The sequence below is a fragment of the Priestia endophytica DSM 13796 genome (assembly GCF_900115845.1).
GTDB classification, from domain to species: Bacteria; Bacillota; Bacilli; order Bacillales; family Bacillaceae_H; genus Bacillus_I; species Bacillus_I endophytica.
The window spans coordinates 29,169-45,581 of record NZ_FOXX01000010.1; the positions used below are offsets into that span (position 1 = coordinate 29,169).

The 16,413-nt window shown below is 34.1% G+C and carries 8 protein-coding genes and 1 pseudogene; 4 read left to right on the forward strand and 5 right to left on the reverse strand.

Annotated features, from left to right (window positions below; genetic code table 11):
* Positions 1-180: 180 nt before the first annotated feature.
* Entirely contained in the window at positions 181-981 is an 801-nt protein-coding gene (locus tag BM012_RS17525) for a DUF2935 domain-containing protein (protein WP_061806070.1), read from the forward strand.
* A gap of 465 nt (positions 982-1,446) precedes the next feature.
* Entirely contained in the window at positions 1,447-3,393 is a 1,947-nt protein-coding gene (locus BM012_RS17530; RefSeq protein ID WP_061806069.1) for an FUSC family protein, read from the forward strand.
* A gap of 535 nt (positions 3,394-3,928) precedes the next feature.
* On the opposite strand, the gene ppsA is transcribed toward BM012_RS17530, so the two are convergent.
* Positions 3,929-6,544 carry a phosphoenolpyruvate synthase gene (gene ppsA / locus BM012_RS17535; RefSeq protein WP_061806068.1) on the reverse strand — a complete coding sequence of 872 codons (2,616 nt, stop codon included), beginning with the start codon at positions 6,542-6,544 and terminating at the stop codon, positions 3,929-3,931.
* Between the two features lie 1,331 nt (positions 6,545-7,875).
* On the opposite strand from ppsA, the gene BM012_RS17540 reads away from it, so the two are divergent.
* Positions 7,876-8,622 carry a sugar phosphate nucleotidyltransferase gene (locus BM012_RS17540; RefSeq protein ID WP_124052069.1) on the forward strand — a complete coding sequence of 249 codons (747 nt, stop codon included), beginning with the start codon at positions 7,876-7,878 and terminating at the stop codon, positions 8,620-8,622.
* Positions 8,623-8,665: 43 nt separating this feature from the next.
* On the opposite strand, the pseudogene BM012_RS27345 reads toward BM012_RS17540, so the two are convergent.
* Positions 8,666-8,770, reverse strand: a pseudogene (locus BM012_RS27345) (IS6 family transposase); the annotation flags it as partial.
* A 326-nt stretch (positions 8,771-9,096) separates the two neighbouring features.
* Here BM012_RS27345 and BM012_RS17550 point away from each other — a divergent pair.
* A complete protein-coding gene (locus BM012_RS17550; protein ID WP_061806066.1) occupies positions 9,097-10,266 on the forward strand; it encodes a DUF3500 domain-containing protein in 1,170 nt (389 codons plus the stop codon).
* Positions 10,267-11,302: 1,036 nt separating this feature from the next.
* Here BM012_RS17550 and BM012_RS17555 read toward each other — a convergent pair.
* The 3 genes from BM012_RS17555 to BM012_RS17565 form a co-directional block, all read right to left on the reverse strand.
* On the reverse strand, positions 11,303-12,391 hold the full coding sequence (locus tag BM012_RS17555; protein WP_061806065.1) for a glycosyl hydrolase family 18 protein: 1,089 nt from the start codon (positions 12,389-12,391) through the stop codon (positions 11,303-11,305).
* Between the two features lie 59 nt (positions 12,392-12,450).
* Positions 12,451-15,759: a trifunctional glycoside hydrolase family 18/polysaccharide deacetylase/glycosyltransferase family 2 protein gene (locus BM012_RS17560; RefSeq protein WP_064505049.1), complete on the reverse strand. Its 3,309-nt coding sequence runs from the start codon at positions 15,757-15,759 to the stop codon at positions 12,451-12,453.
* Between the two features lie 291 nt (positions 15,760-16,050).
* Positions 16,051-16,371 (reverse strand): hypothetical protein, encoded by a 321-nt coding sequence (locus BM012_RS17565; RefSeq protein ID WP_061806063.1) that lies wholly within the window; start codon positions 16,369-16,371, stop codon positions 16,051-16,053.
* Positions 16,372-16,413: the final 42 nt, after the last annotated feature.

Genomic DNA, 16,413 nt, shown 5'->3' on the forward strand with positions numbered 1-16,413 from the left:
GACCGCCTACTATCCATTGGGATAGTAAGCGGTCTTATGTATATATGATTTATAGCTAATTAGTTGTTTATATAAAACACATAACTTAAATGTTCTAAATTTTCTCTTATACATTAAAATAGGTTCTCTCTAATATATATAAAAGGTGGCTATCTTATTACTTATTAAGGGAGGAAAACAATGAATAGTAGCTATACTCAAAATGCAATTTTTGAACATACATTTTGGATTCAAGTTTTGAAAGACCATTCACAATTTATCTTAGATTCTTTAGCAGAAAAAGAGAAACAAGAAATACAAGTAGCTAAAACGTTTATTCAATCGTTTAGTACTTTGTTAGACAGCATCAAGGGTCCACCTAATAATATAGAGAAGCTTACAATGGAGGCTAAAGCCCAAGCATTAGCACTCAAAGAATTTAAATTATCCTTACTAAAAAAGCATTTAACAACTGACTTTACTATTCATCTTACACCTACTTTCCTAAACCATATGGTCAATGAACTTGATGAGTATTTATTAATTCTTAGCTACTTAGAACAAAAACAAGTTCCACCTATCTTTCATGAACTTCACCATCATTTACTATGGACCTTAGATGCTGCAGGGCATGCTGGAGCTATTTCCGATAGTCTTGACGCAGTAGAAAAGAAACTAAAGCAAAAGAGTATGCAGTTCTCTACCCACTTTGAACATTTTTATCTGAAAGCTGTAGAATTGACTGGATATTTAAGAACGAATCTCGAATCCTTTCCCGCATTAAAGAAAATGAACAAAGACGTTAGGTTAGAAATAGAATTATTTCAAGTATTTCTTCATGAGATAGAAGAATTGGAACTATCAAACGTAATGCTCAGTACATTTTCCGCTTTAATGGCAGATCACATGATGAGAGAAGAATGCTACTATTTAACGAAGTTAGCGCAATCAACGAATACAGAAAATCCATCTTGTAGCCCTACGTCCTCTCATTATAAGTAGGTATGGACTTTCTCCTTTGCATTTCTAAGATTTTAAGTAACCTAGAATCACACAAATAATCCTAAGATAAATCTTTATTCGTCAAATAATCAAATTAAAAAGTATAACTAATTTTATACTCATCTAATCTGTTCCGTTATATAGAAGAAACAATAAATATCGTATAGTTTTTCAGTCACCATAATGTAAGTTATCGGTATATGAATTAAAGAAAGCCATGTCCTATCATAAGTAGGACATGGCTTTTACACTATACTGAAGTATATCTGTATCGTCTAGATGAGAAAAACTGAACGATATGAACTTATCATACATAGTCCCACCTTAAAGACAAAGAATAAACGATAACGCTAGGAGTTAATTTTTCACAGGATTTTCTATAATCATGATAAAGAATTGCTCTACTACCATATTAAAAAATCATACAAAACATGACGTGACATATTCTGAAAAGGAGATCGTAGAATGAACAAAAATCAACAAAGAAAACCATCAACATCTGTTCATCCTAAATTGAATATAATTCATACAACGTTTAAACAAGCTTTTAAAATAAAAAAGAACCCTTTCCCTTGGATAAAGGCTTTAAATGCTGGAATAGCTGTTGCTTTACCTATCGTTATTGGATTTTCTTTAGGATATCTAGAGTATGGTTTGCTAGCTAGTATTGGAGCGTTTACCTACCTTTATGTATTTAACCAACCCTATGCACAAAGGGCTAAAAGAATTTTTTGTGTAATGCTAGGAATGTCTTTATCTATGGTCCTTGGCTCCCTTTTAGCTCCCTATCCACTCGGAACTGCTATAGTTATGGGACTCATTGGGGCCATAGCCATATTTATTTTTGGGGCTTTAAAGATTACTGGACCCTCTGCCCTATTTTTTGTCTTAAGTTTTGCAATGGCTACTGGTATGCCTAATGATCCAGCACTTGCTCTTTTGCGTGGCGGCTTTGTCTTTTTAGGAGGTGGACTATCTTGGATAATTTGTATGGCAGGTTGGTTTATATCTCCTCATGGACCTGAAACAGCTGCCATAAAAAGAGTATACGTAGAATTAGCCTATTTCTTAGCTTCAATTGGTAAAGCAAATTTTGATATTGCAAGACATCAAACAGTTTTAGTGATGAAACAAGCAGAAAATATGTTATTAGCAGGTTATTCTTCTAAGAGGAAGACAAACATATTTAAAAGGTTGTTTCTGTTAAATGAACAGGCTAATCGAATATTTTTAGAGGCTCTTGATTTATCCGTGGAGAAAAATCTAACAATACCGTCTGAATTAACACAATCTGTCCGAAATTTAGCTCATGCTATCGAATCTAAAAAGCAAAAGACGGATAACATTTCAAAGTTACATGGAGTAGGTGAAGAGATGGAAAACTTATCCGTGAAAATTCATAATGCCGGTAAAATACTAAATGAACCTATTGATAAAATACAGCAAGAAGTAAAAATTTCAAAGCCTTCTCTCAAAACCATTTTTCTAAATGCTTTTGATAAAAATTCAATCGTGTTTCTCTCTGCTATAAAATTTGGAATAATTCTTATGCTTGCTTCTATTATTGCCTATTCGTTCGGTTTTGATCGATCATACTGGGTCCCTTTATCTTGTGCTGCGGTCATGTCTGGACCAACAGTTATAGCAACGTTCCATCGTGCAGTTCAACGAACTTTTGGAACCATTATTGGCGTACTATTAGCAAGTGCAATTCTTGTATCTGTACACAATGGATACATGGTTGCCTTTATTATTTTGTGTTTAACGTTTCTTACAGAACTTTTTATTGTTCGAAATTATGGAATAGCTGCTATGTTTTTTACTCCATCTGCTTTGGTTATGGCCGAATATTCAACTAAAGTATATGATTTCTCCTTCTTTGCTACTGTAAGAATTACAGATATTATAGTAGGTATTATTATTGGGCTCATTGGCATATTTTTAGTTGGAAGAAAATCAGCTTCTAGTGTTCTTAACCATTTTACTGCTACTACGATTCGAAGCCAAGGGCAGTTTTTATTGAGTTTATTCTCAAAAAATAATCAAAGTATAAATTTTGAAGAGTCCAGGGAAAGAGACAGAATGCAAACTAATTTAGTTAATTTATTAACAGTATATGATACAGCTTTAGGTGAACTATTTAGTAATAAGGACAAATTAGAATCTCTATGGCCCGTTATATTTTCAGTAAACCAAATAGGATATTATCTTGAATCTAGCTTCAAATATTATGAGAGACCAACTCTTCCAGATAAGGACCTTGCTCAATTGCTTTATGTTTTTGAAACAATGGCTATTGCTGTAGATAACAATCAATACCCAACTGAGAAACACGTACCTAAAATAGAAGGATTCTCAACTATTCAAAATCAAATCCTCAATCTTCAGAAAGCTCTTCGATTTGAGAAATAGTTTTAGTTCTGGTACAAAGATTGGTTTTCTTTAAAAGGAACCTATGGATTTCTAACTATGTTTCTTTTTAAACAGCTATTCCAAATTGTTGATGAATGAATTTCACTTCATATTGGACAAACTAGTTCTTTAAAGCACGTTGGCCTTTTTTAAAAGTCTGTATCGTTTCTCCTCCCGCCAGTAACTAAACCTCATTAAAAGGATAAGATATCCGTTCTCTACCTTTGATAATCTAACCGTTTCAATAAAAGGTTTTAAAGCGTGTAAAGTATCAACTGCCACTTTGTTAGGATTGATCAGCAACGATTAACGTTAATTTACTTCATTCTTCTATATATCATAATCTAAATTCGAAGAGATGAGAAAAAGCGCAAATTCATTGAACAGCAATGATTTTGCGCTTTTTCCTTCCTTTTAGATATCCTTAATATCCTAGTGACAGGCTAATATCATGTTGTAAATGATTCTCTTAATGTTGAAAAACAATTCAGTGGAAATAAAGCGGGAGCAAGTCGATTAGAGACGTATTCAGCAATCACAATATTTCGATATAGCCATTTGTTCCATTTACTCGAATACGTTGCCCATCTTTTATCAGCTTGGTGGCATTTTCAACACCGACAACAGCTGGTAAGCCATATTCACGTGCGATGACTGCTCCATGGGTCATCAGTCCGCCAACTTCGGTGACAAGTCCTTTTATGGATACAAACAATGGTGTCCAGCTAGGATCGGTGAAGGTTGTAACCAGTATATCTCCATCTTCTAGATCTGCATCTTCTATGTTTAAGATGACGCGTGCTCTGCCCTCTATAACTCCGGAAGAAACCGGTAGACCTACAATAGCTTCGGCTGGGAGATTTTCTCGTTTGTACTCACCTACAATGATTTCACCATCAGAGGTGATAACACGTGGTGGAGTTAGTTTCTCATATAATTTGTACTCATCTTTTCGTTTGCTGATGATCTGGTAATCTAGTTTGTTTGTACGTACGACTTCGTGAAGTTCTTCAAAGGTGAGATAGTATATATCTTCTTTTTCATGAATAACGTTGGCTTGTACAAGCTGTTTGGCTTCTTTCAGTAAAGCCTTCTTATAAAGAAAGTAGCGATTAATCATACCGTATTTTGGATATTCACGATAACCGATGAAATTCCTGATTAGATTAATCATTTGTTTTGTTTCTTTGGCTTTTTGTTCACCATCTGGTAATTGCTTCAATCGATCTAATAATTCTTGTTCTTTTTTCAAAGCAACACGCCGTCCTTGCTCAAATTTCCTATGGCTAGCATTAGGCTCAAAGTTTTTAATATTATTGAGAATCATGGGGACAAGTGTAATAGGTTTTTCACTCCAACGAGTTTTAGTAATATCGATTTCTCCAGCACATCGCATTCCGTATTTGCTGAGATAAGCAATTATTGCTTCTTGGGTTTCCTGTCCCCCATCAATCTTAACCAGTTCATCCAAAAAGTTATCATCTTTTACATTTTGTAAATAATCCATTACTTCTGGATAAGGACGAATCACATCTGCGACATCCAATAGCGCTAGACCCATTTCCGAAGTAATATTGTTTGGTACAGATTGAGAAAGCGTATCCGCTACGTTCTTTTCACCTAACCACTCCTTCATTTTTTCATTAATCCATGATGAAGCATCTATAGCAGCCATAAACACAGCTGAACTTTGTGGGTCAAATAAAATCTTCTTTAATATTTGGATATCTTCCAGAATAAAATCAAATAAATCCGACCCTAATTTCGTTTGGATGTTTTGTTTTAACTCTTCTATCGATCTTTGACTGCTTTTAATCAAATCAGAAACGATTGTTGGGTCGTTTTCGATTTGTGCCCTAGAATCCGGAGACGACACACTTTTATTTCTTTTACCGGAACTCTGTTCTTGCTTATCATTTGGTAAAGATTTTATGAAATCTCCTCTCTCTATTATGGTAATGAGTGCGTCTTTCATGAGCGGATCGTGTTGTCCCATGGAATTTAATAACATTTTTCTGCTGTCAAGTGAAGCCAGCATATGTGTGACATCAACAAACAGCCTTCCACCAGCTTTACGCATAGGTGCAGGAGTCGTTAACAGAAAAAAAGACAATCCCAATGGTTTCATGGGGTCGGTCATCATTTGTTGATGACCAACAGATACATAGATGTGATTTTCCCCATCATTCGCTTCAGGGATGGGGTATAAAGTAGTGATTGGACGACTCTGGACGATATAAAATGTATCATCAACTAAACACCATTCGATATCTTGTGGGCAACCAAAATAAGCTTCGATCTGTCTTCCGATACGTGCCAGTTGTAAAATTTGTTGTTCAGCAAGTGTTTGAGTCTTTTGCTGATCAGGATCGATCTGCTGTGTCTCCGTTCCGCCTTCTTTTCGTCCATAGATAGCCAATTTTTTGGTTGCTATCCTCTTATCGACGATTTCCCCTTCCTGTACTTTATAACAATCGGCAGATACCAAGCCAGAGACCAGCGCTTCTCCAAGTCCAAAACTGGCATCGATTGATAGCAACTTTCGGTTAGAAGTAATCGGATCTGCGGTAAATAAAATCCCTGAAGCCTGTGGGAAAACCATCCTTTGAATAATAACGGCTAAATAGACTTGATTGTGGTCGAATCCATTTTGCATACGGTAGATTACCGCGCGATCCGTAAATAGGGAAGCCCAACATTTACTGATATGCCGCAAAATGGCTTCTTTTCCGATGATATTTAAATAGGTGTCTTGCTGACCAGCAAAAGAGGCATGTGGTAAATCTTCAGCAGTGGCACTGGAACGCACTGCATAAGCATGTTCATCACCAAACTGGGAGAGATAGTGAGCAACAGCTTTCACAACATCGGAAGGAATCTCTACTTCCATAATGATTTTCCGAATCTTCCTGCTGATTTCACCAATTTGATTTCGATCCTCTACTTTTAGCAGTGTTAGTTGAGCCAACAATTCGTGGAACGCTTCGTTTTGTTCGAGAGCTTTTTGATAAGCTTCTGTCGTAACACAAAATCCTTCTGGCACTTGTATTCCTTGAATCTTCGCTAGTTTCCCTAAATTCAGCCCTTTTCCTCCGACGAGCAAAAGTTGCGTTTTATCAATCTCCTGAAAACTGACAACATAGGAACTCATTTAAATTCTCCCCTTCTTTTAAATTCTATATGTCGCAATTCCACCTTTGATGATTTGGAGCATACCTCTAATTTTTCGGAGTGTGTCTTCATTAGCGTCGGTTCGATCATAGTCCTTTGCAAGTTACAAAGCATATGCATAAATCAGATCAACAACATATGTATAAATTCTAGAACTTAGCTCTAAGAATAAACAGTCTATATTTTATCCTATTTATGTTTTATAATTAAACTGGGAGAGATATATTTATTTTCGTTTTCTCGGTTCTTACTGCTTAAAGTGAAGAGAAACTCTGCATCAATCTTTGGTACATAAATAGCAAAACAAGGTAAAGTCAGCATAGCATTTTCAGTTTAAAAAACGCCTATGTATCAATGTTTTATATATATATCACAAATGTTGTAACATAAAATCCTTCTGGTACTTGTAGGCTCTTATATTTCTTGAATTTTTGATAATCCCCCTAACTTTAACCCTTTTCCGCCAACGAGCAAAAGTTGTGTTTTTTCCATTATGTTTCCTTATTGACGAATATCATATCTAAAATGGTGAAAAAAATTTAATGAATCTCTAATTAAACTCTGCTTTTTTATTTAAAATTTCCTGTTCTCTTAACTGCTCTTCTACATCTATCCTAACCCTTTACTTCAAAAAAGCGTCCTCCATCTTGAAGAACACTTTTACATCTTATTATAGAAATATATGTTACATACTCTTTAAAACATCGTGTAACTTCTCAGCAAATTTCTTATGTTTCCATAACACAAATTATCGGCACTAGAATTTTAAAAGATAGAAACAAATAGTTAATATCGAAAGAATATTGTTATGATATAGACCTTCATTATTAATGATCTCGTTGATTTTCACTTAATTTTCATTTTTTTTAGATAGAGTATAGATTACTGAAAAAACACCTACTCTGTTAGGTGCTTTTTCGGTTCCATAGAGAACAATAAAAAGGAGTACACATTATAAAACACATGTCACTAAAATCAATGACTATTTTGCTTTACTCATAGTCTTGTTATGCCGAATGACAGTAGAACAATTAGAATCTAGCACAACAGATTCGTATAAAGTGATAAAAAATTGTTGATACACAAGGATGGAGGTGAAGAAAATAATTTGAGAATGTGCAGTGTAGCCCCCTTCTCAGAAACAAAGATCGCTGGTTGAATAAAAGTTGGATTTTAAATAAGTTCTCTGTACAAAGACAATTATTATGGAATGAAGTTGTAGATGTTACATATATTCTTTTAATTTTTAATAAAAGCAAGTTTATAGTTTTAACTAACTTAATCTTTATTTATATTGGAGGAAATTTTATTATGACAAGTGCAATTGTGTTGGCAGCTGGAAAAGGCACAAGAATGAAATCAGAACTACCAAAAGTTCTGCACCCTGTTTGCGAAAAACCTATGATTATGCATATATTCGAAAAGCTAGAAGCATCTAGAATTCAGGATAAGATAATTGTAATTGGACATAAAGGAGAAATGGTAAGAGAAACAATAGGAAATGGTGTCAAATATGCGTATCAATTAGAGCAAAAAGGAACTGGCCATGCGGTAATGCAAGCGATTCCTCAACTTAGAGATGAAGGCAATACGTTGATTATCACGGGTGATACACCTCTTATTCAAGAAAAAACGATATTATCTTTATTAGAAAAACACCAACAAGCTAATAATGATGGGACAATATTAATCACAAAATTTGAAGATCCTACAGGTTACGGCCGAATTATTCGTAACAAAGATGGAGAAGTAATTGATATAATCGAGGAAAAAGATGCCAATCATGAACAGAGGAAAATTCAAGAAGTGAATACAGGTATTTTTGTTTTTAAAAATAAATCGTTAATAGAAGGTCTACCACTTATTGAAAATAATAATGTACAAAATGAATACTATTTAACCGATATGGTATCTATTTTAAATAAACAAAACAAAAAGTTTGGCTCATATTTATTGTTTGATAACGCACAAGTGATGGGTATTAATGATCGTAAACAGTTAGAGCAAGCAGAGGATATTATGAGGAAGTACAATAATAGATTTGGATGCAAAAAATAATTGTCTAAAAACATACAATTTGATTTAACTGTTATTTTCTAATTTATGAAGGAATTCCAAATAATTGATGTATGAATTCTATTTCATTTTGTATAGACTTCACTTCGTGATGAACTTGTTTCTTTTTAAACATATGCATTGCTACTATGGGTACAGAGTAAGCTGGATTCTTTTGACTTTTGCGAACCAATATATAACAGAGTCAAGTGTAAAAATATATTTTTCATGGCCAAATAAGCCTTCAATGTTTAGAGATAAATATTGGAGGCTTATCGTCTTACTAATACTTTAATAATGAACATAATACGACTTCTTGGAGATAAAAAGAGTATCTAATGGGATAATGAGGTGTCCTTTAATTTCCTTTATATCTAATTTTCATCATTTTTTCACTATTGGATAGTAATATAGCAAATGTAAGGGATATCCATTGCTTTTGATACCCTACTATCCAATGAAGGAGGAATTGGTAGAATGAAAAGAAAGAAGTTAGTAGGATATATACTGACCGGAGCTTTATCTGTAGGAGTGATAGGCGGGGCAGGAATGTCAGCTTTTGCAGCAAGTGATACAACTAAATCAACTACACAAAGTACTACTGCCCTACCAGGAGAAGGTTTTCCTCAATCAGAACCCAAAGATTCTATACTTGACGTGCTTAATCAAGTAACAGAAAGTAAGGTAACACAACAAGGGGCAAACGAGATGAAATTGGCCAATAATTTCTTATCAACTTTGACAGATGAGCAAAAAAGTACTGTTCAATATGAATTTACAGAAGAGAATGCTGAACATTGGACAAACTTACCTGCAAATTCTCAAAATCGAAATGGAGTAGCATTGGGTGATTTATCTGATGAAAGTATAGAGGCTGCTTTAAAACTCGCAAAGGCTTCTCTGAGTAAGCAAGGATATGAGACGTTAACTGAAATTATTAAGGCTGATGAGTTTTTAACGACCGATACAGGTCGAACAGAATGGGGATCAGGTTTGTATTATATTGCAATATTAGGTACACCATCTGAAAATGGTGAATGGATGTTGCAAATTAGTGGCCATCATTTAGCTGAAAATATTGTATTTAATGGGAAAGAACAAGTAGGTGCTACACCTCAATTTACAGGTTCTGAACCTCAAACTTTTGAATTAGATGGTACAACTTATTCTCCTATTGAAACACGTCGAGATGGAATGTACTCTATCCTCGAATCACTCACAACAAATCAGCTTAATAAAGCCAAGATTTCAGAAACATTTCGAGATGTAGTAGTAGGAGCAGACAAGGATGGACAGTTCCCAGAAGAAAGCGAAGGGATTTTATATACAGATTTAACTAAAGATCAGCAAAAATTAGTTCAAAAAGCTATTAAAGCTTGGGTAAAAGATGCGGACTCCAAAACAGCTAATAAACTTTTAAAAGCTTATTTATCAAAAGAAGCATTGGCTAAAACTTATATTGGATGGTCAGGATCAACAGACTATAATGAAGTGGGTTCATATGTACGAATTGATGGGCCTCGTCTATGGTTAGAAATAGCTTCACAAGAAGGTGTTGCCTACCAAGATGATGTTTCAAATGATGCTCATTTCCATACTGTATGGCGAGATAAACTAATGGATTATGCTGGAGAATTTACAGAGTAAACCATTAAAACTTAGATTTTACATTATAAGCTATCTTCTAAAATAAAAAGCTATTGAAATTTTTCATTTCAATAGCTTTTTTCAGTTTGTTGAGAAACTACATCTTAGCAGCCTGATCCATTCTATCACTATCACACTTGTGTTCCTATCTTATTAAAAATCTACCATTATTATAATGGTATGCAGGGTATCCTGTATAAAACTAACCTATATACGATATAAATTTATAGTTCGCGTAATGAGAATTCTAGCAAATAAAATGAAAAGAACTATGATTAGGTAGAATTCAATACCTCCCACATAAAATTATGGATAAGATGAATTTAGATAATGAGCTCAGTGACTGTTCTACACTAAAAAAAGCTCTTTTTTATTCACTTTTCATTAATTATTTGGAAAGATGATATAATATGGAACAGATTCAGCAGATATCTCTATACCCCTTTCTAACTCATAAAATTCTTATATGGGAATCATCTTTTACATCGTTACTAATCCCCCACCATCAATTTACCATTTATTTAAACTTGCTTTATTAACCATAATTCGTCAAAATTAATAATAACCTTAATATATAGTATTTTTAGTTATATTTAGCAAAAAATATAGTAATCTCCATATTATAGTAGCACTAAGATTATCATGATTTTTTGAGAATATTCACTTGATGACTGATTTAAAAAGGTTTTGAACTGTAAAAGATCAATCATTTATTTCCGAAGAGAAAGGGTGAAGAGATCATTTATGTATAGGAATAAATGGAGAAAAAAGTTTTTTAAACAGCTATTATCATTCATGGACTATCATCAACTTCACTGGATTCTAACTCATGACTATCCTCAATGGGAAAAAGAACTAGTGAAACAACAATTAGAAAAAAAATTTAATGAGAAGGTTTCCTAGACCTATAAATTCTATAAGAAAATCGTAATGTATGAAGGTTTAGGGTTCTCTAATTCAAAAAAACGGGACAGTAAAACCGTTTTTAAAACGGTTTTACTGTCCTAGTTTATTTTACATACATGTAAATATTTTTTTATTTTTCGGATGATGCATTTAATGACTGTTCAAAATAATCCCATGTTTGAGCAGTTTCCTTACCCAAATTCCATATTCCTCCACCTTTTAAGTTGTATTTGTGGATTAATTGAAGCTTCGCTTTAATAGATTGTTCATTATCATACCATAGTGTATAAGTTCCAGGCGTAAGTTTTGTTCCATTTATCGTACTTGGCTCATCAGTTGATTTAACTGTAAAGGTAGCCTTAGCTGACTGATACTCTTCATCGTAAACGATCTCTCCATTATATCTTTCAATAAGAGCGTCTACGTTTTTCATTGGAACATCAATTCCGAGAATTGTTCCATCATCCTTCCAAAGCCTTCCGTAGAAAGGTATTCCTAAAACAATTTTCTCAGATGGAACGTTCTGTGATAAAGCATATTTGATTGTTTTTTCTACAAAGGAAAAACTTGCCACTGGTCCAGAAGTCTCATGATTAACCGAATGCTCATCATATGCCATCAACATTAGATAATCACTGTATTGAGCTAATGTAGAATAATCATAAGCTCCTTGCCAACCTGTATTCCACCCTTTAGGATTTGCTGCGACTGCGACTGAAACCGTCTTTTCGTCAGGCAGTTTCTCCTTTAGAAGTTTTACAAACTCGCTATAATCTTCCCTTTCTTCTGCTGTAACATTCTCAATATCAACATTGATTCCATCAAGATTATATTGTTCGATTGTACTAGCAATCTGAGAAGTTAACTCCTCTTTATTTTCTAGAGCAGCTTTAGCCTTATCCTCGTCCCAGTGATCACTTAAAAATGGTACAACCGCAACCGATTGTTCATGCATTTCTTCTATGAATGAGGAGTTAATCTTTTTGGTTTCCTGAAGTGTTCCATCATCATTCAAGTTAAAGTAGGCAGGGGAGACTTCGTCTAAAGCCCCCTGTGTCCTTTTAACATTTTGAAGATAGTCACTAGTATCTCCTTCATACAGATAAGACATGATAAACTTTTTATCCTCCTCCTCAGATGGAGCTGCATTTACTTCGTAAAAAATAAAGGCACCTACTGCAATGACTATAAGTAAAAGATATACTTTTATTTTCCCCATTTGATTTTTCCCTCATCTCCTGACTAACTTACAAAAATACATGTAGTAATGATTTATATTTACGCTCCCTTCTCTATCTCTTTGTCAGGAAGCTTAACATTTCCTGAACGTTTTAGCTTATTCCAGCCTACTAGAATCCCTTTGAAAGCAGATATAATTGATTTCCAGACTGTATAAGTTAAGAAGTAACGATAAACAATACGCTGGACAAATAATAATAAAAGAGGTTTCACGTTTGCTTTTTCTAATCTAAACGAATAGATCGAAGCTAAGAGATCAACAACTAGAAATCCAGCATAGAAAGTAAGGATTTTAGTTGTATCTCCAAACAGGCCAACCACAAAGATTAAGTCTGCTAAAGGTGCCAATGCTTGCAGAACATACTGTAACCACATATTTGGAAGGCCAACAAATCCTAACGTTTTTTGTTTTGGATTAAATAAAGCTCCTCGATGTTTCCATAAACATTGCAAGATGCCATAAGACCATCGGACACGTTGTTTTATAAAGCTTTTTAGATTTTCCGGTGCTTCAGTATAGGCATAAGCATTTGGTTCATAAGTGATCCGATATCCTTTACGCAACAGTTTTAAGGTAACATCTGTATCTTCTGCTAATGTATCGTCTTCAAAACACCCTACTTCGACAACAGCTTTTTTACGCCAAGCTCCAATAGCACCCGGTACAACCGTGATACAATTCAATTCATCAAAAGAACGTCTTTCAAGGTTACAACCTGTTACATACTCCACATGTTGCCATAAGGTTAGGAGATTTCGCACATTTCCTATTTTCACGTTACCTGCGACAGCTGCTATTTGCTCATCACTAAAATTATCAACTAGTAATGATATCGCATTATGGGCAATGGAAGTATCAGCATCAAAAATAACGATGATTTCTCCGTTAGAGTCGTTAAACCCTCTATTAATAGCCGATGATTTCCCACCATTTTTTTTCGTAATAAGACGCACTCTCTCATCATGATGAAATCGATCAGAAACGATCTTAGCTGTCTGGTCAGTAGAACCATCATCTACAACAATAAGCTCAAAATTGGAGTAGTCACTTTTTAGAATAGAATGAATCGTATTTTCGATTACATTTTCCTCATTGTAAGCTGGTAAAATAACACTGACAGATGGATTAAACCCTTCTTTTCTTTGTCTATTCTTATAATTCCTTTTATGTTTAAAACTAAAGAACACTAAGAATAATAAACGAGTAATCCCTATAATAATAGCGAGCGCAAAGAATAAGGTTCCAAACTTGGATAAGAAAATATATCCAATATCCGCTATTTTATAAAATACCATATATAAATTCGAGCTTTCCTCAACAGTAGGCATAACATCGTTACGATCTTTTCCTATTAACTCATTAGGTGTAACAAATGTGTAGCCCTTCTCACGCAAAGTATCAATGATTTCAGGAAGAGCTTCGATGGTAGTAGACCGGTCGCCTCCAGCATCATGAAGAAGGATAATATTACCGTTACCGAGATTTGTCTCTGTTACTCGTTTGACAATCTCATCACTCGATTCAGATTCCCAGTCCCTACTGTCAATTAAAGAACCAACCATTGTATAACCCATTTCTTGAAATTCAAATACGGACGAAAGTTCATCTACCGAATAATCAGCATCCGTCGTATAAGGCGGCCGTAACAGATTTGTAGAATGACCTGTAATCTGTTCAATAAGCCGTTGAGTAGAATTTAATTCTGCTTTTAACGTCAAAGAACTATCTTCTGTTATATCTGAGTGACTAAACGTATGACTTCCAATTGTGTGTCCCTCTCTATATATTCGTTCTACTACTTCGGGATAAAGAGCGGCCTGTTTTCCTAAAACAAAAAACGTGCCTTTTACATTTTTTTCACTTAAAATATCAAGTATTTGAGGTGTGAAAGTTGGATCAGGTCCATCATCAAAGGTCAAGGCTACCTTTTTGCTTTCCGTCCCTCCAAACCGTTCAATATAATAAGGAACAGGGTATTTTTTATAAGTTTCGAGACTAATGAGACCATCTCTATCTAATTTAATACTCCGTAATCCTTCCTCAGAATCTGAAGAAATTTTGATAATATCCCCATCTCCTGTGAATTGAATAGGTGTTACATTTTCTATCGTTTCCAGCTCATTAACATTATCTTCTATAGAAGTTGTGTCATCTAAAATATCCCAAAAACTACTCTCCTCATAACCAAGGTTTTGGATAGCAACTCCTTTTATTCCATGTTCCATAGCTAATTTTAATTGGTTATAGGATGTTGCCGCATCTAGAAACCAAATGATATGCTCTTGATAATCTTGTGTATATCTTAAGTAAGGCGTTCTACTGTCTTGATCCCACTGGACTTTTAAGTCTGATTCAGATACTTTTTCCATAATCTCTGAATATGTTAAATATTCCCCTTGTTTGTCACTATCTACAGTCCAATCATATCCGAAGTTCGCTAAGGACACGATTAGCTTATCAGAGGAAACAGGGAACTCATCCAATATTTGTTGAGACCACTTAGCAGAAGCCACAGATCCTGGCTCACTTGCTTCGTAATGTTCATCAAAAAGCATTAAAATCATACGATCTACGCTTTCTGAAAGGGAAGAATAATCATAGGCTCCATCATCTGGTGGCACAGTTAAAACAACCTGTAAATTATGGCTATGAAATAGATCGTACAACTCAGACATAAACGTTGTAAAAAGTTCTTTATCTTCCTCATTCAATCCTGTAAAATCAACGTTAATTCCAGCGTACTTGTCCTCTTTCACTTGTTCGTATAAAGAGTTAATGAATGCTGTACGTGATTTAGATGAATGAAGTAACTCATGTAATGTTTCTTGATCTGATGTACTTTCTAAACTTAGTCGAGGTATTACTTTTACATTATTTTTTTTAGCTAACGCATCAATTTCGTCTTCTATGGATTTTGTAATTGTTTGATTGGAGGTTAAATCATACCAGTCAGGCATAACAACGCCGAGGGACTCAATATTTTCTACTAATGAAGATTTACTAGTATCATCGTCTTTTTGATAAAAAGCATATATTTCATCTTCACTTACTTCAGAGACAGCGTTTTGATTATTCAAACTTACTTGGAATGAATCCTCACTTGAAGATGTAATTGATTCATTAATTGATGTAATATTGCTTTCCTCTTCTAATTCTAATGCTGATAAATTTGGATTTTTAAACAAACTTACACCAATCACTGAACTAACAACAACAGTAAATAGCATAAGTATGATTGTAGCTATCCTAATTGTTGACCATCGTTTTCCAGATAAATCTTGAAAGATAAAACTTGTTCCCTCCGTTTTTTTCGATTTTCTTGACAATCTATCGTGACGCAACTTCAAAAGAATTTTCTTAAACAGAATGACCACTCCTTGATTCTACAAACAAAACAGTTTCAACTTTTAAATATATCTACAAATCTCTTAAGAAATTTTAGTACAGATATGTAGACTACAGTCTAAAGTCAATCAATGACTTATTCTCTATAAACGGGACCTCTCTAACTTGTCCATATTCATCCAGTCAACGTTTAAAGTGAAATGGTCATCTATATGACAGATTTTAAAAGTTCTATGCTTCTAGTAATCTTTTTTATAGTTTAATTAGCAATTATTTACTTTATAACTTCCGTTTTATTTCGTGGGTACTTTTATTCCTAACATGTTCATAACTGCAAAGTCTGATCCAGTTTCTTGATATAACGTATCTATTAACTCTTTAAGTTCTAAAGGCGCTTTATCATAAAGTGCAGCTATATCCGTTGCCGCTTCAGTGGAATAAGACTTCATAAAATGTTTGTAGTCATCCTCCTTAACATTTTTGTTTGAATAGTTGAATAAAGTTTTTATATTCTGCCTTTCGGTTTGTTGGTTTGCAGAGTAGTCATATATTATCCCTAAACGTGCAGATGAATCTCTGGACATTACATAGCCAAATATTTTTTTCTTTATCATATGAAGACCTCCTAAGATGAAATATTAATTATTATTAGTTAT